Source organism: Paenibacillus sp. N3.4 (assembly GCF_008017805.1).
GTDB lineage: Bacteria > Bacillota > Bacilli > Paenibacillales > NBRC-103111 > Paenibacillus_E.
In genome coordinates this window covers 1-20467 of the sequence record NZ_VRTT01000078.1, presented here as the reverse complement: position 1 = coordinate 20467, position 20467 = coordinate 1, and the positions used below count along the sequence as shown (strand labels likewise).

Below are 20467 nucleotides of genomic sequence, written 5' to 3'. Positions count from 1 at the left end.
TCCCTCCCTTAGTCCAGAAGCGAAAGGGGTATCAAGTATGGGTCTACGGAACAAAAAAATTCCACGTGCCTTTTCTGTATTCATGGTCAGCGCTTTGATCGGATCTACATTGACCTTCCTTCCTGTTTCACCTCCTGCTCATGCTTATGTGAGCGCACTTGGCAATCTGCTTTCATCAAATGTAACCGGAGATACGCTTACGCTTACCGTAGATAACGGAGCGGAGCCGAATGATGATATTTTGGTCATTCAAGCTGTACAAAACGGCATTTTGAAGGTGGATTACCGTCCAAATGGTGTGGCTCCAAGCGCGAAAACACCGATGATAGACCCCAACAAGACATGGTCCGCCGTTGGCGCAACCATTACGACGACGACGAATCCGATGACGATTACAACCTCCAGTATGAAAATTGAAATTACCAAAAATCCTGTTCGCCTGACGGTGAAAAAGCCGGATGGCACAACGCTGTTCTGGGAGCCATCAAGTGGAGGCGTGTTCTCTGATGGTGTGCACTTTGTTCATGCCACGGGAGACAACATGTACGGAATTCGCAGCTTCAATGCTTTCGAAGGGGGCGGCGACTTATTGCGCAATAGCTCCACGCGTGCTGCCCATGCCGGAGAGCAAGGAGATTCAGGAGGTCCGCTCATCTGGAGCACGGCGGGATATGGACTGCTGGTAGACAGTGATGGCGGTTATCCTTATACCGATAGTGCAACAGGTAAGATGGAGTTTTATTATGGAGGTGTACCAACAGAAGGACGCCGCTATACGAAGCAAGATGTTGAGTATTATATTATGTTAGGGACACCAAAGGAGATTATGTCCAGTGTCTGGGAGATTACAGGGAAACCTCCGATGCTTCCGAAGTGGTCGCTGGGCTTCATGAATTTCGAGTGGGATACGAATCAAACCGAATTCACAAGCAATGTAGATACGTATCGGGCCAAAAATATTCCCATCGACGCCTATGCCTTCGATTATGACTGGAAGAAGTACGGAGAAACGAACTATGGCGAATTTGCTTGGAATACGACAAACTTTCCTTCATCGTCCTCTACCGCTTTGAAGACAGCGATGGATGCCAAAGGAATGAAGATGATCGGCATTACGAAACCGCGCATCGTAACCAAGGATGCTTCCGGTACGCCTACCGTGCAAGGCACAGACGCTGCGAGCGGGGGTTATTTTTATCCGGGACATAGTGAATATTTGGATTATTTCATTCCTGTTACTGTACGCAGTATTGATCCGTATAACGCAAGCGAGCGTACTTGGTTCTGGAACCATTCCAAGGATGCGCTGGATAAGGGGATCGTAGGCTGGTGGAATGACGAGACCGATAAAGTGTCATCTGGCGGGGCTTCGTACTGGTTTGGCAATTTTACAACCGCTCATATGTCCCAGACTATGTATGAAGGCCAGCGGGCCTATACGAATAATGCCCAGCGCGTTTGGCAAACGGCTCGAACGTTTTACCCGGGCGCTCAGCGCTATGCCACAACGTTATGGTCAGGTGATATTGGCATTCAGTACAAGAAGGGTGACCGCATTGACTGGGCGGCGGGCATGCAGGAGCAGCGAGCTGTCATGCTGTCGTCCGTGAACAACGGCCAAGTGAAATGGGGAATGGACACAGGCGGATTCAATCAGCAGGATGGGACGACGAATAACCCGAATCCTGATTTGTATGCCAGATGGATGCAGTTTAGTGCGCTGACGCCGGTATTCCGCGTTCATGGCAATAACCATCAGCAGCGGCAGCCTTGGTATTTTGGCTCGACGGCAGAGGAAGGGGCCAAAGAAGCGATTCAACTGCGCTATTCATTAATTCCTTACATGTATGCGTATGAAAGAAGCGCTTATGAGAACGGCAACGGCCTCGTGCGACCTCTTATGCAGGAGTATCCTACGGACAGCAACGCCAAAAATTACACGGATGCTTGGATGTTCGGCGATTGGCTGCTCGCTGCGCCAGTGGTAGATAAGCAGCAGACCATCAAAGACATTTATTTGCCTGCAGGAACGTGGATCGATTATGCCCGAGGCCAAGTATGGACGGGTGGACAGACGATTCATTATCCGGTAAACCCTGATACGCTCACGGATATGCCGCTTTTTATTAAAAAAGGAGCAATTATTCCGACGCAAAAGGTGCAGGACTATGTGGGGCAATCGCCCGTTACCTCCGTCGATGTAGATGTATTCCCGAATACGACATCATCCAGTTTTACTTACTATGACGATGATGGAGCCAGCTATAACTATGAAGGTGGCACTTATTTCAAGCAGAATATGACGGCACAAGACAGCGGTTCAGGGACGTTGAACTTTACGCTCGGCGCAAAAAGCGGAAGCTATAGCCCGGCGTTGCAATCCTACATCGTTAAGCTTCATGGTGCGGCAGGAACAGCGGTGACGAATAACGGTGCAGCTATGACATCCTACGCCAGCTTGCAGGCATTGAAGGCGGCTTCTGGTGAAGGCTGGGCGACAGGAAAGGACATTTATGGCAATGTCACCTATGTCAAAGTAGCAGCCGGGGCCGCAGCATCCAAAGCGATTGCTGTGACCGGCAGCGGCACGGTTAGTGCTACGGCTGTTCAATATGAAGCGGAGGATGCTTCGCTGTCAGGCGCAACGACAGCAACCAAAGCAACCATCAACACGAACCACACCGGATATACAGGTACGGGTTTCGTAGATGGACTTAACAATCCAGGAGCGGGCATCACCTTCTATCCCAAAGTGAAAACAGGAGGCGACTACAACGTTTCGATGCGTTACGCCAATGCTTCGGGCGCTGCAAAGACGGTCAGTATTTTCGTTAATGGCGCGCGAGTGAAGTCTACTTCGCTTGCCAGTCTAGCCAATTGGGATACGTGGTCTACGCAATCCGAGACGCTGCCGTTAACGGCGGGCACCAACGTTGTTACCTACAAATATTATAGTGAAGCTGGGGATAGCGGCAACGTAAACATCGACAATATAACAGTACCTTTTGCTCCTGTCGTTGGCAAGTATGAGGCCGAAAGCGCCGAGCTGTCCGGCGGCAGCGCGACGAACACCAATCATTGGTATTACAGCGGCAATTCTTTTGTCGATACGATGAGCGCAGCGGGCGCTCAAGTGAAATACAACGTTGATGTGCCCAGCGCGGGCAGTTATCAGGTGGCACTACGCTATGCCAATGGGAATAATGTGACCAAGACGCTGAGCACTTACGTCAACGGAACGAAGCTGGGGCAGACGAGTTTCACAAGCCCAGGTAATAACTGGAATGTATGGCAGGACAACATCCAGACGGTGTCCCTAAATGCGGGTGCCAACACCATCGCGTTTAAATATGACGCTGCGGATAGCGGTGGTGTTAACATCGACCGCTTGCTGCTTTCTACGGCAGCTGCTGGCACGCCTGTTTCTGAACAAAATCTGCTCGATAATGGCGGGTTTGAACGGGATACGAGCCAAAGCTCCAACTGGAGCGAATGGCATCCCAGTACGCAAGCGTTGGCTTATGGCATCGACAGCGGCTCGACCACGAATCCGTCTGAATCTCCATGGACGGGTGATAAGCGCGCTTACTTTTTTGCAGCGGGCCCTTATCAGCAAAGCATTCATCAAACGATTAACGTTCCTGTCAACAATGTGAAGTACAAATTTGAGGCGTGGGTCCGAATGAAGAACACGACACCTACGACCGCCAGAGCTGAAATTCAAAACTATGGCGGCTCAGCGATATACGCCAATATCAGCAATGATGGTGTATGGAAATATATTTCGGTCAGTGATATTATGGTGACAAATGGTCAGGTGGATGTTGGCTTTTACGTAGATTCGCCTGGAGGCACGACGCTTCATATTGACGATGTTCGAGTTACTAAGCAATAAGTAGCAAAATGGCCCTCCACCGTAATGAGGTGGGAGGGCTGTTTTTACATGATAGAAAGTATGTGTGAGAAAAACCCTAAAACCAGAGGGAGCATAAGTTTTCAGGGAAGAACGGTTGAGGGGTTACCCTTTCTAAACTTTTATTGAAATTAAAGGATGGATTCGAGCATATTTGAGATGATATTTTTTCGAAGAACGTGGTCATGGTTAGTTACTTTTTTCATGGAGAATCTCCGGGTGTCGAGAAAGTCTCGGCTGCCTGAGATTTTCCTGTTTATGATGCGGTAGAGATGGTTAGCTTCTGGGCGTTTAATCCAACTCCGAACATGCTTTTGGCGTCGGGTTCGACTTCAACATGTTGAGAGCCTTTCCTTTTCTTGACGCCTAAGGAACTCAGCAAGCCTTATTTGATTAAATCACAAAGAGTTATCGTTTTAACGAACTCCAGACGCGTTATTACAAGTAAAAGCTCATCCATTCACTCATAATTGACCCCATAACGTCGCTTGAGTTCGTTAGAAGAATGGACAGGCTTATTTCTGGTCACTAAAAACCCTACGATTCGTTAGCGTAGACAATACAAGTGAGGAGTCGCGTGGGGGTTGACCGCCACCATGCGATAAACGATAATTCTGCTAATTCTGAGCTTGTTATTCTGTAGACTTTTTTGCTAGAGATCTATCCTGTCAACGTTCAATCTATCTGTTATTATGAAGGAAAAAGATTTGTCATTTTCTGAAAGGGGAGCATCAATGAAACAACATCTCAACGCCTTGATTGAGAAAAAAGTTACGTGGTTGGAGCTCTTTTATGATTTGCTTTTTGCAGCAGCCGTTTCCAAAGCAAGTCATGTCCTGCTGCATGTCGAGCATGGCACTATTCCGCTCGAGTATTTGCTGAAATTTCTTCTGATATTTATCCCGATATGGTGGGCGTGGGTGGGGCAATCCCTTTTTGTTAATCGATTTGGGCAAGACATTGTATCCCATCGTGTATTTCTGATTGTGCAATTGTTTTTCGTACTCATCATGACGGCAAGTCTGTCCGTTGATTTTGATCGGTATTATGTCCCGTTTTTAATTGGATATATAGGATTAAGAGCGATGACGGCGATTCAATACCTTTCCGTCCATCAAAAAGAAGAGGCACACCGCAAAGTTACGGCGCAGTATTTGGGCAGTCGCTTTTGGGTCGGTTTAGCTATTTCTGCGTTATCCCTATTTTTTGATTCATGGATTCGTTACGCTGTTTTGTATGCAGGCATCCTGGTCGATCTTTTGCTTCCGCTTCTGGGACGTAAGTTTTTGGTGAAAAGCCCCATTCATACGCACCATCTCTTGGAACGTTTTTCGTTATTTACACTTATCCTTTTGGGCGAATCCGTAGTCAGTATTCTTACCGTTTTGCAGTCCAGCGAGTGGACGTGGGAGTCTATTTTATTCGCGGCACTTACCTTTCTGTTAATCATTGCGATGTGGTGGCAGTATTTTGACAATGTCGAAAAGAAAGTGAACAAGTCCATAGAAACTGCTGGGCAAACGATCATTTACGGCCATTTATTCATTTATGTTTCCATGTGCATGATCGCAGCTTCGATCCAATTGTTATTTTTGAAACAGTTAAGCTATTCGTTTATGCTGCTCTTTGTATTTGCCTCAGTCCTCCTATATTTTTTCTCGACGACATTGGTTTTTCATAAATACAGACATATAGATGAGCGATTGGGCACCCGGCATTTAGCGTTCATGTTAGGTTTATTGAGTTTATTATTTATCGTTAACTTGTTTGTCCAGGTGCCGAATTACTTCATCATTGGCGAGATGATGGTATTCTTTGCCGTTTATGCCAAGGTGACTACTTGATGGAGGCTAGCAAGCGTAGCTGGTGATGAATGGTGGTTCTGACGAGAAGTGTTGATAGAATTCCATGAGTTGGGAATGCTATGGCAAGGTAAACATAGGATAAATGGGTATGTAATAGTAAACAAAGCTTTCGTATAAGCTTGCAGGAGGTGCTGTAGGATGGATCAAGGTTTTCGCATGGAACGAGATACGATGGGTGAAATTAGAGTGCCTGTGGATAAGTTGTGGGGGGCTCAAACACAGCGAAGCTATGAGAATTTCAAGATTGGCACGGAGCGGATGCCAGTGAGGTTGATTCAGGCGTTCGCCTGGTTGAAGAAGGCTGCGGCACAAGTGAATTTGGAGTTGGGCGGGTTAAAGCCGGAGAAGGCATTGGCGATTTCGCAGGCTGCCGATGAGATCGTGCAGGGCCGCTGGAATGACGAATTTCCGCTTGTTGTGTGGCAGACGGGGAGTGGAACACAATCGAACATGAACGTCAACGAGGTGATTGCTCATCGAGGGAACGAACTGCTTGCAGCTGGCGGCAGCGAGGCACGCATTCATCCCAACGATGATGTGAATCGTTCGCAGAGCTCGAACGATACGTTCCCCACAGCGATGCATGTTGCAGGTGTCATCGCGGTAGAGCAGGAGCTTTTGCCGGCGCTGGAGCTGCTGCAAACGACGCTCCACAGCAAGATGACGGCGTTCGCCAACATCGTTAAGATCGGTCGCACCCACCTGCAGGATGCTACCCCACTGACGCTGGGGCAGGAGATCAGCGGTTGGTGGGCGATGCTCGAGCAGACGGCGCGGATGGTGCGCAGCAGTGTGGACACGATGCGCGAGCTGGCGATCGGCGGCACAGCCGTCGGCACGGGGCTGAACGCGCATCCCGAGTTCGGCGCGCGCGTTGCCGACGCGCTCGCACGCGAGACGGGAACGCAGTTCGTCTCGGCGGCGAACAAGTATCATGCGCTGACCAGCCATGATCAGATCGTGTACGCCCACGGCGCGCTGAAGGCGCTGGCGGCGAACTTGATGAAGATAGCCAACGATGTGCGGTGGCTATCCAGCGGTCCCCGCTGCGGGATCGGGGAAATCACGATCCCTGAGAACGAGCCTGGCAGCTCGATTATGCCGGGCAAGGTCAATCCAACCCAGAGCGAAGCGATGACGATGGTCGTTTGCCAAGTGATGGGCAATGATGCGGCCATCGGCTTCGCCGCCAGCCAGGGCAATTTTGAGCTGAATGTGTTCAAGCCCGTTATTATTCATAACTTCCTGCAGTCCGTGCGGCTGCTGGCCGACAGCATGCGTTCGTTCAACGACAACTGTCTCGCTGGGATGGAGCCCAACCGTGAGGTCATCCAGCGCAACCTTGAGCAATCTCTCATGCTGGTTACAGCACTCAATCCGTACATCGGGTATGAGAAGGCAGCTAGCATTGCCAAGCAAGCTCATAAAGAAGGGTTGACACTGAAAGAGTCCGCCGTACGAAGCGGGTATCTGACGGCGGAGCAGTTCGACAGCTATGTTCGCCCGGAAGATATGGTGCATCCGAAGACATAGGTTTACACCTTGAAATCGTCTTTTAGAGGCGATTTTTCTTTTTCCCTTCACATGTAGTTATGCATGTTTAATCTTAGTTATATCAAGAGAATATAAGAATCAAGTACTCTTAGAAGTGTAGTCACCATCATTTCAGATTACTTGGGAGGTCACAAAAGAGATGAAAAAATCATTTAAACAATGGGTCGGCGTAGGTACGACTGTTATCATGGCAGCAGCGGTAGTTGCCGGATGCGGCAGCACAACGAATTCAACACAAGGAGCTACAACAACACCTGCTGCAAGCGCTAACACGAAGCCGTTCGCAGGCAAAACCATTTCGCTGGTTACGGCCAACCATCCTTGGGCAGACGCCATCAAGCCGCTTTTGCCGGACTTCGAGAAAGAAACAGGGATTAAAGTCAACGTTGAGAGCTTCTTCGAGGATCAGTTGACTCAGAAATTAACTGTCCAATTCACTTCCGGCTCTGCAACGCCAGACGTCTTCATGTATCGCCCCCTTCAAGAGGGCAAGCTGTTCTATAAAAACGGCTGGGTTCAGCCGCTCGATGATTACGCGCAAAAAGCGAAGAACTATGATTTCGCCGATTTTGCTAAATCAGCCATTGGTTCCACAACGGTGGATGCTAAGCTAGCAGGTATTCCGATCATTACAGAGCAAGAAATTCTCTATTATCGCAAAGATTTGCTGCAAAAAGCCGGAATCGCGGTGCCAAAAACGTTAGACGAATTGCAAGCGGCAGTGAAGAAGCTCCACGATCCGAAGAATGAGATGTATGGCTTTGTAGCCAGGGGCCAACGTTCGCCTCTCGTTACCCAAGTATCTTCCTTCTTATATTCGGAAGGCGCAGACTTCACGAATGGCGACAAAGCAACAATTAATACGCCGGAAGCGCTGAAAGCCTTCACTACCTACGGTACTTTGCTTAAGGATTATGCGCCTCCCGGCGTGTTGAACATGTCTTGGCCGCAAGCTTTCGGCATATTCGCTCAAGGGAAGGTTGCTTTCTTAACGGACGCGAACTCTCTTTACAAAAATGCGACGGATCCTGCTAAATCGCAAATTGCCGATAAGGTTGGATTTGCGGTTATGCCTGGCGGTAAAGCAGGTTCCAAGCCTTACAGCATTACGTCCTGGGGTCTGGCTATGAATGCCAAATCGGGCAACAAAGACGCCACGTGGGCATTCATCGAATGGGCTACGAGCAAGGATATCGTGTTAAAAACCCAACAAACAGGAAACCCGGGTGCCCGCGCTTCGGTATGGGATAAACCGGAAGGCACGACAGGATTCCCAGCTGAACTCGTTCCCATTATTAAAGAAAGCTCCAAAAACGGTGTTGACCACGACCGTCCAACGGTTATTAGTGTAGGGGAAGCTCGTGACGCGGTTGGTGAAATCGTGCAGAAAATCATGACCGGCGAAACAAATCTGCAGCCAGTGGCTGACAAAGCGAATCAAGCGCTGCAAACGATTATGGATAAAGACAAAACGAAATAAACAGTTCGCCGATATCACAAAATGAGGGTCATCTCAGGTGGCCCTCTTCACCCTTTGCAGAAAAGGGACATTTCATCAGGAAGGGTGAGTCTAGCATGCAATACAGTTGGTTTAATCGCAATTTGAAATGGATTTATACGCTTCCTGCGGTCATCTTCGTACTGCTTATGATGTTGTTTCCTATCATTTATACGTTTCGGATTAGCTTCTATGAATGGAGCATGTCTGCGACAACACCACCCCTTTGGGTAGGTTTGTCCAACTACATGGCTTTATTCAAGGATGCCCGATTCTGGCATGCTACAGGATCGACGTTTTATTTTACGATCATGGCGCTCAGTCTTGAAGTTGTACTCGGCATTGCTATTGCTTTGCTGTTATCCAGAGAGTTCCGCGGAAAAAACATCGTGAAGACGATCTTCCTGTTACCCATGGTAGCGACACCAGTGGCTATGGGCTTAGTGTGGATGCTCATCTATGAGCCAACCATCGGGGTAGCCAATATGATGCTCAAATCCATGGGTTTAAAGCCGTTGCTTTGGCTTGCTTCACCAAATCAGGTTATACCATCCTTAGTCATCGTAGATGTCTGGCAATGGACACCGATGATTGCGCTCATTATTATGGCTGGCTTAGCGACACTGCCTAGCGATCCTTATGAAGCTGCGGATGTAGACGGCGCCACGGCTTGGAGAAAATTCATCTCCATTACGCTGCCGCTGTTGAAACCAACGATCATTGTAGCGGCGATGCTTCGATTAATCGATGTGCTCAAAACGTTTGATATTATTTATGCCACCACACAAGGCGGACCGAATTTTGCCTCGGAAACATTGAATTTATACGGGTATGTACTCGGATTCCAATACTTTAAACTGGGCATGGCGTCATCGTTGCTCGTTATCTTCTTCGCTCTGGTTATGGGGCTGACCTTATTTATGATATGGATGCGCAAACGAATGGAGGGAGCCTCGTCATGAAGCCAAAGAAAGGTTTGAAATTCATACTCACGCTTCTCACGTTCCTTATTCTGATTGCCTTTGGTTTTCCTTTCATTTGGATGCTGCTGGCCTCTTTCAAGACACAGGCGCAAATTTTATCGACGGGTCATACCTTTATGTTTAAGCCGACGTTTAACAATTATATCAGTGTGTTCAAAGAGTACGATTTCCTCAAGTTTATATGGAATAGTTTTATTGTCGCTTTCGGCTCGACCCTTTTATCCTTGATTTTAGGTCTGCCTGCTGCTTACGCTATAGCCAGACATCACTTGCAAAATTAGGACTTCTCATCTTAGTCGCGAGAATTATTCCGGGAATTACCTTCTTGATTCCTTGGTTCATCCTGTTTTCCAAAATTCATTTGGTGGACACATACACGGCTCTTATTCTAAGCCATATGCTCGTTGGTTTACCGTTCATTATTTGGATTATGATTTCCTTCTTCGAGGCGCTTCCTACCGAAATCGAGGAATCAGGGCTCATTGATGGATGTACGCATCATCAAGTGTTTTTACGCATCATCCTGCCGATTTCTGGTCCGGGTGTCATCACAGCATCGCTGTTATCCTTCATCTTTTCGTGGAACAATTTCATGTTCTCTGTCATTTTGGCGGGTGATAAAACGAAAACGTTACCGATCGCTGTGTTTAACTTTATGTCGTATTCAGAAATCAACTGGGGCGCGCTGATGGCTGCTGCCTGCATCATTACTCTTCCTGTTCTGATTATTGCTTTAGTGTCTCAACGTTATGTAGTAAGCGGACTTTCAGCAGGAGCTGTTAAAGGGTAATAACGAGTGAAAGACGAGCGTGAGAAGCATCCTCTCATTTGCATGACTTCTCTCGCACACGTAAACTCTAAGTTAGAAAGCTTAGCAGAAGCGTGGAAGGTGATCAGCATGCCATATAAACTAAATATTTTTAGCAAAATTCTAATCTTGTTGGTCCTACTTCTTATTCCAATCGTATTGCTGTACAGCTATACGAATCGGATTGCGAATAACGTTGTTCAAGATCAGATTCAGTCATCGAATTTAAATCAACTGTCTTTTTTCATGCATCAGTTGGATGTGGACGTAGAGCGCTTGGCGATGTCTCCGGTCATCCTTGGCAGTGATCCCTATGTAAGGGAATATATCGATAGAAATGAATCGCCTGATTACGACATGCTGAGAGAGCAGTCACGGATCATTCAAAAGCTTAGTCTCCAAAGTGTATCCAGCGGTTGGGTGAATGAGCTGACGATTGCGATTCCGCATGGGAAACAAGTGTTGTCCTCCAGCATTTTTGTGAACGGAACCGATGCATGGCCTTGGAACAGCCCAATTAAGCGAACCTGGACATTTGAAGAGCGGAAGGGCGATAACGGCGTAGGCTCATTTATTAGAGAAATAAGCGAACCCATTCGGGCCCAAGTAGCCGATCAGGCAAATGTGTTGTATCAAGTGAGATTCAGCGCTCAAAATATGATTCAATTGCTGAATGTGTACAAGCAAGATAAACGCAGCGATCCATTCTTGATCAACGGTGAAAATGGGACGATATTGAACAGTTCCTCGAATCCGGCTATTACGAAAGCGATTAAAGAAGGATTAGCGGTTCAAAGCTTGCCGCCATCGGGTCAAATTCAATTAAAGATCGCCAAAGAACAGTATTTAATCAGTTTTGTGAAGTCCGAGCAGCTGAATTGGTATTTAGTTGATTATGTGCCTGTCCAAAAGATCCTGTCTCCCATAACGATGACGCGTAACCTATTTTATGTATCGATTGGTTTGCTGCTTGTCATGAGTGTATTGGCGTCATTCTTGCTGTATCGCAATGTGCAAATCCCGATCGGTAAAATGATCCAGAGTGTACAAAAGGTAAAGCGCGGCGACTTGTCCGCGCGGATCGATTATCGAGCCAAAAATGAATTTGATTTCCTCATTCAACGATTTAATGAGATGGCGGAGCAAATTCAAGTGCTCGTAGAGGATGTGTTTGCTGAAAAAATACGATCCCGCGAAGCTACCGTCAAGCAGCTGCAATCGCAGATTCACCCACATTTCCTTTATAATTCGTTGTTTTTTATTATTAATTCAGCAGAGATGGAGGATAAAGAATCCGTAGTGGCGATGGCTCAAAACTTGGCCGAATTTTATCGGTATACAACAAGAGTGGAGAATCAGATGGTCAGGCTGCAAGAAGAGCTGGATTTGGTCAGTCATTACTTAAATATTCAAAATCTCCGTATCCATCGGTTGAAATATGCGATATCTGTGCCTGATGAGATGCTGGGCGAATGGGTGCCAAGGCTTATTTTGCAGCCGTTAGTCGAGAATGCGATTGTTCATGGGATTGAGCGCAGTGTGGAAGGCGATTTCATTACGATAACAGGTGAGCAGGAGGATCGTTGGAACCGGCTGATTGTTGAAGATAATGGCGGCGGGCTTCATGAAGCAGGTTTGGAGAAGCTTCTTAAACAGCTGCAGGCGCCGATGTCGGATGAGATTGGCTGTGGCACCTGGAATGTCCATCATCGTTTGTACTATCAGTTCGGGGAAGGATCTGGACTTACTTTTGAACGAGTGATTGGCGGTGGATTGCGGGCTGTGCTGACTTGGAAGCGCAATGCGCAGGAGAACGAGCTGGCCGACAGGGGGAACACCTTATGATTCAACTGTTAATTGTCGATGATGAAGCGCACGTGGTGGATCGGCTTTATGCCACGATTGACTGGGCTTCCTTAGGGATTGAGCAGGTGTATAAGGCATATTCCGGTAAGGAAGCGTTGGAGCTGCTTGAACAGTTGTCTGTAAATATTGTCATCACGGATATTCAGATGCCAGGTATTTCGGGCCTGCAGTTGATTGCTGAGATTAATCGGCGCTGGGCAAAAACGAAATGTATCCTCTTGTCGGGCTACTCGGATTTCAATTATGCCAAAGAAGCCATTCTCCAAGGAACGGAAGATTATTTGCTCAAACCTGTTACAGAACAAGATTTGCTGGCAACTGTCAAACGCGTAATGGATAAGCTGCAAAAGGAATGGGAAACTGTCTTTTCCGCGCAGCGGTTGACGTATACCTTCAAAGAGAATCTCCCGTTGCTCCGAGGGAATCTGCTTCAAGATCTCTTACAAGGACAACATGTATCGGAGCTGTCGCTTCGTAACAAAATGCAAATGCTGGAGCTTCCCGATTACTATAAGCAAGAATTTGTTTTTATGATGATTCGCTTGGAATCTGATTTTCTGGAATATGATACAGGGCGATTGTCGTTAATGGAATATGCGATAAGTAATATGGTGGAGGAATTATTCGCTGAGAAATTGGACAGCTGGCATACGAAGGATGCCCACGATTACTTGGTTTTCGTCATGAAGCACAAGCAAGAAACGCCGGAGAAGGGAGATATGGCTTGGCTCGAACGGACAGCTTCGGTGCTGCAATCGGCTGTGAACACCTACTTGAAGGGCAAAATCTCTATCCTCCTCAGCACCTGGGGGCAATTTCCTGAGGAACTCAATACCATGTACAATGCTTCGCTGAGCACGTTTCGCAAACGTATAGGCAGCGAACATGAGCTGTTCATGCGGCTTGGGGAAGAGTCTGTGCATACCGAGCTCTCAGCCTTACAAAGATTGTATGAGCCGCCGACACTCAATCACTTACTGGAAGCTGCGCGTTGGGAGGATACGGAGGAGAAGCTTTCACGGATTTTCGATGAAATGGAAAAGCGGTTTTCCGAATCTCAGGAGCATTTGCTGGAAATCTATTTCTCCGTTGCATCGGCTTTTGCTTATATTGCCCATAAAAATGGACGTCAGCTGCATCAACTCATTGGCGACGACTATAACAGAATGACAGAAGGCATTCCTTTTCGTACGGTTAACCAACTGCGAGAATGGTCTAATCGCTCCTTACAACGGATGAAGGAAGATATGGACCAAGAGCGAAAGGACAGTCGGGTGACGCTGATTAACGATATTCGCTCGTTCATTGATCAGCATCTGGCCAGCGATGTCTCTTTACAGTCCATTGCTGATCATGTATTTTTACATCCAGTGTATGTATCCAAAATTTACAAGCTGGAAACCGGTGAAAATTTGAGCGATTACGTCAATCAGACGCGTATGGATAGAGCGGTATATTTGCTTAAGAATGGTCCCGATAAAATATATGAAATTGCTACGCAGCTTGGGTATCAGCGACCGCATTCGTTTAACCATGCCTTCAAGAAGCATTACGGCATGACGCCACAAGAATATCGCGATCATTACACATAAGGAGGGGAAACAGTGCTGTGCAGAATGTATTGCTGAAACTGAAAGCTTCAAAAGTTATCGCCATTATCCGGGGAATTCAGCAAGAGCAAGCCAAGCCGCTCTTTGAAACGCTTGCTGCGAGTGGCATTCATTTTGCGGAAGTGACGCTTAATACGCCTGGTGCCCTGCCTATTATTCATGAGATGCGGGCGCGTTATGAAGGACGCATGCAGATTGGTGCAGGGACGGTGCTGAATAAGAATCAAGCCCGTGAAGCGATTCAGGCAGGCGCACAATTTCTGATCTCACCGAATGTGGATCAAGGCACGATCGAAGAAGCATTAGCCCGTCAAGTGCTGCCTATGCCCGGAGCGTTAACACCGACGGAGATTGTTCAAGCCGTTCATTACGGAGCCCCGATTGTTAAAATATTTCCCTGCTCTGTCTTAGGTCCTTCTTATATCAAGGAGCTGCGAGGGCCGCTAGGGGATGTGGAGATGCTGGCGGTTGGAGGGATCACGAAGGATAACGCTGCGTCTTATTTGGAAGCAGGCGCCACCTCGATTGGTATCGGAGGAAGCTTAATCTCGCTCAGCGCCATGCAGCAGGGTAACTACACGGCTATTCAGACATATGCCGAACAGCTGATGGCAGCTGTTCACCAAGCAAAGAAATAGGGGAGGACGATGATTCGTGAAAATTACGAAGTTGGAACTGTTCAAAGTGCCGCCAAGATGGTTGTTTCTGAAAGTCGAAACCGATGAAGGCATTACCGGCTGGGGCGAGCCTGTCGTGGAAGGCAAGGCGGATACAGTAGCGGCTGCCGTGATGGAAATGAGCGAACATATCATCGGTAAAGATCCGATGCGTATCGAGGATATGTTTCAAGTGCTTTACCGCGGCGGCTTTTATCGGGGAGGACCGATTCTGACCAGCGCAATTTCAGGTATTGAGCAGGCGCTTTGGGATATCAAAGGGAAATTTTACAATGCCCCTGTCTATGATCTACTCGGCGGCGCCTGCCGCGACAAGACGCGCGTGTATTCGTGGATCGGCGGAGACCGTCCGAGCGATGTGGGGCAAGCGGCTAGGTTGCAAGTAGAAGCTGGGTTTACAGCGGTGAAGATGAATGCCACCGAAGAAATGCACTATATCGATTCCATCTCCAAAGTGGATGAAGCCATTGCCCGCATTGCCGCTGTACGGGAAGCAGTCGGTAAAGACGTAGGTATCGGCATCGATTTTCATGGCCGCGTACATAAGTCGATGGCCAAAATCATCGTCAAGGAACTAGAGCCATATCGGCCTATGTTCATTGAAGAGCCTGTTTTGCCGGAAAATAATGAAGCGCTTAAAGAGATTGCCCGCTATACGTCGTGTCCCATTGCAACGGGTGAACGGATGTACACGCGCTGGGGCTTTAAGGAACTACTTGCCCAAGGCATCGTAGATATTATCCAACCGGATCTTTCACATGCGGGAGGTATTCTGGAAACACGTAAAATTGCCGCCATGGCGGAAGCTTATGACATTGCCATTGCTCCGCATTGTCCTTTAGGACCGATTGCGTTAGCTTCCTGCCTGCAGCTCGATATATGCTCTCCGAATGCGTTCATTCAGGAGCAAAGCTTGGGAATCCATTATAATCAAGGCAGCGATTTACTGGATTATTTGCAAGATCCATCTGTATTCAAGTATGAAGAAGGTTTTGTCGCCAATTTAACCGGTCCGGGTCTGGGTATCGAAATAAATGAAGAAAAAGTGAGAGAAATGGCTGCTATCGGACACCAATGGAAAAATCCCGTATGGCGTCAGGTAGATGGTACGGTAGCGGAATGGTAATGTAGCATCCAGTGATTATGAAGGAATAGCCTCCGATCTCACATTCATAATGTGAAATCGGAGGCTTCTATGCTTTAATGAGCAGACAAGCTTAGTCCTACTGGATTGGATCAGGAATCATGTTCTGTTCCAATAGCTCACTATTTGTTTTCATATGCTTCATTTCGTTCCCGAGCTTCTTGATCTCACCCAAGTCCTGTGCCATGGAGCTGTTATTAGCTTCATCCAGGGATTTGCTGCTGGATCCATTAGGTCTATTTGGCGCGTCGGACCCATTGCAGAATCGCTCTAACTCAATGAGCTTATCCAGAGCGGCTCTTCGAACTTGAAGAGGGACGAATTTATTCTCTTGAAAATCGGCTTCATCGAAATGTACGGTTGTTTCCCCCTGCTCAGTGGTGAGTGTGGTTAACGTGAGAGGGTAGGAAGCAGACGTGGCTTCGTTATAAATATTTAATGTATATGTCGATTTCTCCGTATATGCAACCCGCTCTAAGCCTAGTTCTGTGAATTTCTGATGCAGTGTATGTTGGTCCATAATCGCTCAGCTCCTTTCAAGCAGCACGGGCATGTTAGTTGGATGGATCATTTTGGAAGTTATCTTTAGCAGCCTGCAAGGATTCAGCTACGAGCTGTTTGCTTTCTTTGGCTTTATCCACAATATCAGCAGCATGATCGCTAACGCTACTTGCGATATCTTGCGTTTTTTCACTAATCGTTGAGGCAACTTCCTGTGTTTTTTGTCCTACCGCTGAAGCGAGTTGACTTGTTTTATCATTGAGTGTGCGATACGTATTGGATAAATCCTCTCGCAATTCCAATCCAGATTTAGGGGCTAATAATAACGAGGTAATGGCTCCTACAGCACCTCCAATTATTAAACCTAGTAATAGTCCGCTTTTGTTGGTTCCGACTGTTTCACTCATAAGTCATCTCTCCTTCTATTTGGTGTTATAGTGGTGTTGGCGTCTTAGTAGGTTATAACCGTATGCGCTCATACTGAAACAAGTATTTGTCTGTTTTATTTTCCTTTCACTAAGTAATCGCGTTTTTTCGTCCTGATTTGTGAAGGGACTGAACATAGTGATTGAATTTTGCTCAAGCGGGTAGTACATATAAGAAACCCCAATAACTTAACGTATAAATTATGATAAACTACGGTGAGGGTTTGATTCCGTTAACGTTACCCGAAAGGGGTTGAAGGTATGAGTATTGTAATTGTAGATGATAATGCAACGAACCTGCTGATCATTGAGAAAATTTTATTCAAAGCCGGTTACACCGACTTAATCATGGTTTCGTCAGCCAGAGAGTTATACCAATTATTGGATATGGATTCCCCGAGCACGGTCGAGGTACCCATAGATCTCATTCTTATGGATATGATGATGCCGGAAATTGATGGGGTGGAAGCCTGTCGAACGGTGCAAGCCCATGAACGCTTCCGAGATATTCCCATTATCTTTGTCACGGCAATGGGAGATTCCAATAAGCTGGCTGAAGCACTGGATGCAGGAGCACTGGATTATGTGATGAAGCCGATTAATAAAGTCGAGCTGCTCGCTCGTATTCGTTCTACGCTCCGCTTGAAATTCGAGAAAGACTGGCATAAAGAACGGGATAAGCGGATTAAGTACGAGCTTGATCTGGCAAAACAGGTCCAACTCAGCGTGCTGAGCAATCCTTTTAAAGATGAGCAGATCGAAATCTCGGCGGTCTACAAGCCGTCCTCCGAATTAGCGGGTGATTTCTATGCTTGGTATCCGATTGGATCGAATCGATACGGGATTATTTTACTGGATATGATGGGACACGGTATTTCATCTTCCTTAGTCTGTATGTATATTTACTCCGCTTTGAAAGACACGATTACAAGCATATGTAGTCCTGAAGGTGTAATTCGTGAGTTGAATGGGCGAATGAACCAATTGCATAATTCGGACAACTTGATTAACTATTATTTTACAGCGATTTATATGGTGCTTGATACGGAGCATCGCACAATTGAGTATGTGAATGCGGGACATCCTGCAGGTATCGCACTTCTTGATGGGGACGTTAAACTGATGAAAGAGGGCTGCTGCGCACTTGGTTTTTTTGAAGAAATTGAGATTACCAAAGGAATTATTCCCTATAAGGAGCACGCTCGGATTGTGATGTATACCGACGGTTTGTCGGAATGGTTAGACGATGATCAGGAAGAGGGAATCGATAAGATCATTAGAAGCTTAAAGGCTGCGCCGGATCATGATCCAGACGGCTTGATCGAACGCATTTATCCTTTCGCCAAAAGCGGTTCTCCGAAAGATGATATGTGTTTGGTTATGATAACAACATAAAACAACAAGAGGCGTCTAAATTTTTCCCATCAGGGTATAAATTTGGATGTCTTTTTGTTTCAATAATCGCAAAGCAGTGTAATAAGGAGTATGAATCCAACAGAGCCGGGAAGCTCTGAAATTACCGTTGTCGGTGAGAAAAAAGTGATTGGTCGTCAATATCCTGCGGTAATCAGGCGCCAGAGTTCATTTCGGGTAATCCGATGAAACATACTTGAAGGAGGGTTAAATGATGAAAGATGTTCTTGGAATGATCAATCTTATGAACGAGCAGGATGATCTGTCAACGCTTACGCGTAATCGCTGTGTCGCCGCCGTACCTTTTGCCGGAAAGTATCGTTTAGTTGATTTCGCGCTTTCCAACATGAGCAATTCGGGCATACAGAAAGTCGCTCTTCTTTCCAGCCCGAAGGCGAACTCGCTGCTCGAGCATGTAGGCGATGGACATAATTGGGGACTGGATGCTTTCGATAACGGCGGTCTGTCTGTTCTTCCTCCGGTTTCGTTGAGGATGGATCCTGCGAATCAGATACGAACATTAGATCATGGAGACCTCCTTCATTTGCACAGCCATCTGGATTACTTGAAATCTTGTAATGAAACTTACATTTTGATAGCTCCTAGCAGTGTGGTCTATCGTTCTAATTTTGAGAATATGGTAGATTATCACCGAAGTACGGGCGCTGACATTACGGTTCTTTATAAAAATCTGACCGAAATGGATCACCATGCGCATATTGGCCATGCCTTCAACCTCGAGATGAATGATCAAGGACGTGTCGTCAAGGCGGCTTCTACGTATCATGCGCTGCCGAGCGTAACACCGCAAAATATCGATTTGGATACGATGGTGATGGCACGAACTTTACTCATTGAACTGATCGATAGAAGTATAAATTCTGGCAAGGAAGCGTACCTCAAGGATGTCATTTGGGCTCATCTCGCTGATATTCATGTACAAGGCTATGCGAATCACGGCTATGTTGCGATTATGGATTCTATAGACAGCTATTACGCTCATAGCATGCATCTATTACAGCCGCAGGGTTGGAAGCAATTCATGATTAACCAGGAGTCCGTGTATACGCGAAAAGAGGAAGAACAGGAAATTGCCTGCAACCATCAAGCGCTCATTCGCAACTCTTTCGTCGCTCCGGGTTGCCGGATTGAAGGGTACGTGGAGAACAGCATATTATTCGCTGGAGTTACGGTAAGCAAGGGCGCAAGTATCAAAAACAGTGTGATTATGCATGATTGTGAAATTGAAGCCAGTGCCTATCTGGATAAGGTTATTCTGGACAAGCACGTCATCGTTGAGCAAGGAGCTGATTTGCGCGGGCAATATGCCCATCCTCTTGTAGCAGAGAAGAGCAATGTTATTTAATCCAGGAATAGGCGAGTAGGGGGATTAGGGATGAACGTTATGATACGTGATAAAGGTATAAAGTTAGCAGCTGCGGTGACCCGTAAACGCCGCTTTCATGAAATTGCTCTTTTCTTATTGCTATTGATTATTTTGGTGATTACGGCTGTTCGTTTGATCACACATATTCAAGTTGGCACTTCCGAAAGGACATTATCGCCCAAAGCTGTCAACCTTTCACCCATTTCGCCTGCAACCACACAATTCCCAGTGCTGTCACCTTCTTTTGCTGCGCAGGGCGAATCGGTGATCGATGTGAGTCCGAAGGAGGCTAACCTGGTTCCATTCATTTCTACGATCTACAGTTTGGGGGGGATTTCCCTTTACGATGATGCGCAGACGGTCGAAGTGAAGAAAGGAAACCCGACTGCCATGGTGCAGGATCCTCAATTCATCGGAGCGATAACATATGAATATCCGGATTTGAATATTGGCTTTGATAACAATAATGTCAGCTTTGTCCAAGTACCTGCCGAAGCGGGTCACATTCAAATCAATGATCAGAGCGTATCGCTTACCGTTAGCGAGATCAGAGGTTTGCTGGGTGAACCCGATTATGTAGCGGAGGATGGTCTTGTGTTCCAACGAAAAGAAGCATTAATTAAGCTCTTTCTTGATCCGGAAACGCAAGAGCTGATTTCACTAAATTATTATCACCTTTCAAGCACCTGATGCGTTGAGCTGGCCATTATGGTCAGCTTTATCACGGTGTGCCACGCATGGCGATTAACTAGGTGGTGAAAGTCCACTGTGGGGGTTTGTAGTTACCAACCACTAGCCAAGAGCAAGGGTGTCCATCGTGAGG

The 20467-nt window shown here is 46.9% G+C and carries 16 protein-coding genes; 14 read left to right on the top strand and 2 right to left on the bottom strand.

Going from position 1 to position 20467, the window contains the following annotated elements:
- Nucleotides 1-37: 37 nt before the first annotated feature.
- The 11 genes from FU659_RS28220 to dgoD all read left to right on the top strand — a co-directional run bounded on the left by FU659_RS28220 (nucleotide 38) and on the right by dgoD (nucleotide 15900).
- On the top strand, nucleotides 38-3895 hold the full coding sequence (locus FU659_RS28220; RefSeq protein ID WP_261808107.1) for a TIM-barrel domain-containing protein: 3858 nt from the start codon (nucleotides 38-40) through the stop codon (nucleotides 3893-3895).
- Between the two features lie 773 nt (nucleotides 3896-4668).
- Nucleotides 4669-5757, top strand: coding sequence for a low temperature requirement protein A (locus tag FU659_RS28215; RefSeq protein WP_147950629.1), 1089 nt, complete (start codon nucleotides 4669-4671; stop codon nucleotides 5755-5757).
- A gap of 159 nt (nucleotides 5758-5916) precedes the next feature.
- Nucleotides 5917-7311 (top strand): class II fumarate hydratase, encoded by a 1395-nt coding sequence (fumC, locus tag FU659_RS28210; RefSeq protein ID WP_147950619.1) that lies wholly within the window; start codon nucleotides 5917-5919, stop codon nucleotides 7309-7311.
- Between the two features lie 160 nt (nucleotides 7312-7471).
- The gene (locus tag FU659_RS28205; protein WP_147950618.1) at nucleotides 7472-8812 is read left to right on the top strand and encodes an ABC transporter substrate-binding protein; all 1341 of its coding nucleotides are present in this window, start codon (nucleotides 7472-7474) and stop codon (nucleotides 8810-8812) included.
- A 95-nt stretch (nucleotides 8813-8907) separates the two neighbouring features.
- Nucleotides 8908-9792 carry a carbohydrate ABC transporter permease gene (locus tag FU659_RS28200; protein ID WP_147950617.1) on the top strand — a complete coding sequence of 295 codons (885 nt, stop codon included), beginning with the start codon at nucleotides 8908-8910 and terminating at the stop codon, nucleotides 9790-9792.
- The gene (locus FU659_RS38435; protein WP_315971373.1) at nucleotides 9789-10094 is read left to right on the top strand and encodes an ABC transporter permease family protein; all 306 of its coding nucleotides are present in this window, start codon (nucleotides 9789-9791) and stop codon (nucleotides 10092-10094) included. The genes FU659_RS28200 and FU659_RS38435 overlap by 4 nt, the downstream gene beginning before the upstream one ends.
- 44 nt (nucleotides 10095-10138) lie before the next feature.
- On the top strand, nucleotides 10139-10603 hold the full coding sequence (locus FU659_RS38430; protein WP_315971372.1) for a carbohydrate ABC transporter permease: 465 nt from the start codon (nucleotides 10139-10141) through the stop codon (nucleotides 10601-10603).
- A gap of 108 nt (nucleotides 10604-10711) precedes the next feature.
- A complete protein-coding gene (locus FU659_RS28190; RefSeq protein WP_147950616.1) occupies nucleotides 10712-12466 on the top strand; it encodes a sensor histidine kinase in 1755 nt (584 codons plus the stop codon).
- Nucleotides 12463-14079 (top strand): response regulator, encoded by a 1617-nt coding sequence (locus FU659_RS28185; RefSeq protein WP_147950615.1) that lies wholly within the window; start codon nucleotides 12463-12465, stop codon nucleotides 14077-14079. Before FU659_RS28190 ends, FU659_RS28185 begins: the two co-directional genes overlap by 4 nt.
- 17 nt (nucleotides 14080-14096) lie before the next feature.
- Nucleotides 14097-14735: a bifunctional 4-hydroxy-2-oxoglutarate aldolase/2-dehydro-3-deoxy-phosphogluconate aldolase gene (locus FU659_RS28180; RefSeq protein ID WP_187274451.1), complete on the top strand. Its 639-nt coding sequence runs from the start codon at nucleotides 14097-14099 to the stop codon at nucleotides 14733-14735.
- Nucleotides 14736-14751: 16 nt separating this feature from the next.
- Nucleotides 14752-15900 carry a galactonate dehydratase gene (gene dgoD, locus FU659_RS28175; protein ID WP_147950613.1) on the top strand — a complete coding sequence of 383 codons (1149 nt, stop codon included), beginning with the start codon at nucleotides 14752-14754 and terminating at the stop codon, nucleotides 15898-15900.
- 97 nt (nucleotides 15901-15997) lie between these two features.
- On the opposite strand, the gene FU659_RS28170 is transcribed toward dgoD, so the two are convergent.
- Together FU659_RS28170 and FU659_RS28165 are read right to left on the bottom strand one after the other, a co-directional pair.
- Nucleotides 15998-16438: a hypothetical protein gene (locus FU659_RS28170; RefSeq protein ID WP_147950612.1), complete on the bottom strand. Its 441-nt coding sequence runs from the start codon at nucleotides 16436-16438 to the stop codon at nucleotides 15998-16000.
- 34 nt (nucleotides 16439-16472) lie between these two features.
- Nucleotides 16473-16826, bottom strand: coding sequence for a YtxH domain-containing protein (locus FU659_RS28165; RefSeq protein ID WP_147950611.1), 354 nt, complete (start codon nucleotides 16824-16826; stop codon nucleotides 16473-16475).
- A gap of 279 nt (nucleotides 16827-17105) precedes the next feature.
- On the opposite strand from FU659_RS28165, the gene FU659_RS28160 reads away from it, so the two are divergent.
- The 3 genes from FU659_RS28160 to FU659_RS28150 all read left to right on the top strand — a co-directional run bounded on the left by FU659_RS28160 (nucleotide 17106) and on the right by FU659_RS28150 (nucleotide 20334).
- Nucleotides 17106-18239: a PP2C family protein-serine/threonine phosphatase gene (locus FU659_RS28160; RefSeq protein ID WP_147950610.1), complete on the top strand. Its 1134-nt coding sequence runs from the start codon at nucleotides 17106-17108 to the stop codon at nucleotides 18237-18239.
- A 229-nt stretch (nucleotides 18240-18468) separates the two neighbouring features.
- Complete coding sequence (gene glgD, locus FU659_RS28155) at nucleotides 18469-19623, top strand: glucose-1-phosphate adenylyltransferase subunit GlgD (protein ID WP_147950609.1); 1155 nt, start codon at nucleotides 18469-18471, stop codon at nucleotides 19621-19623.
- Between the two features lie 30 nt (nucleotides 19624-19653).
- Complete coding sequence (locus FU659_RS28150; RefSeq protein ID WP_147950608.1) at nucleotides 19654-20334, top strand: hypothetical protein; 681 nt, start codon at nucleotides 19654-19656, stop codon at nucleotides 20332-20334.
- The last annotated feature ends 133 nt before the right edge of the window (nucleotides 20335-20467 follow it).

Bases quoted from the DNA above. Each gene is read 5' to 3' on its own strand.
- FU659_RS28220 (WP_261808107.1), top strand. From the start codon at position 38: ATGGGTCTACGGAACAAAAAAATTCCACGTGCCTTTTCTGTATTCATG.
- fumC (WP_147950619.1), top strand. From the start codon at position 5,917: ATGGATCAAGGTTTTCGCATGGAACGAGATACGATGGGTGAAATTAGA.
- FU659_RS28205 (WP_147950618.1), top strand. From the start codon at position 7,472: ATGAAAAAATCATTTAAACAATGGGTCGGCGTAGGTACGACTGTTATC.
- FU659_RS28200 (WP_147950617.1), top strand. From the start codon at position 8,908: ATGCAATACAGTTGGTTTAATCGCAATTTGAAATGGATTTATACGCTT.
- FU659_RS38435 (WP_315971373.1), top strand. From the start codon at position 9,789: ATGAAGCCAAAGAAAGGTTTGAAATTCATACTCACGCTTCTCACGTTC.
- FU659_RS28190 (WP_147950616.1), top strand. From the start codon at position 10,712: ATGCCATATAAACTAAATATTTTTAGCAAAATTCTAATCTTGTTGGTC.
- FU659_RS28185 (WP_147950615.1), top strand. From the start codon at position 12,463: ATGATTCAACTGTTAATTGTCGATGATGAAGCGCACGTGGTGGATCGG.
- FU659_RS28170 (WP_147950612.1), bottom strand. From the start codon at position 16,438: ATGGACCAACATACACTGCATCAGAAATTCACAGAACTAGGCTTAGAG.
- FU659_RS28165 (WP_147950611.1), bottom strand. From the start codon at position 16,826: ATGAGTGAAACAGTCGGAACCAACAAAAGCGGACTATTACTAGGTTTA.
- FU659_RS28160 (WP_147950610.1), top strand. From the start codon at position 17,106: ATGAGTATTGTAATTGTAGATGATAATGCAACGAACCTGCTGATCATT.
- glgD (WP_147950609.1), top strand. From the start codon at position 18,469: ATGATGAAAGATGTTCTTGGAATGATCAATCTTATGAACGAGCAGGAT.
- FU659_RS28150 (WP_147950608.1), top strand. From the start codon at position 19,654: ATGAACGTTATGATACGTGATAAAGGTATAAAGTTAGCAGCTGCGGTG.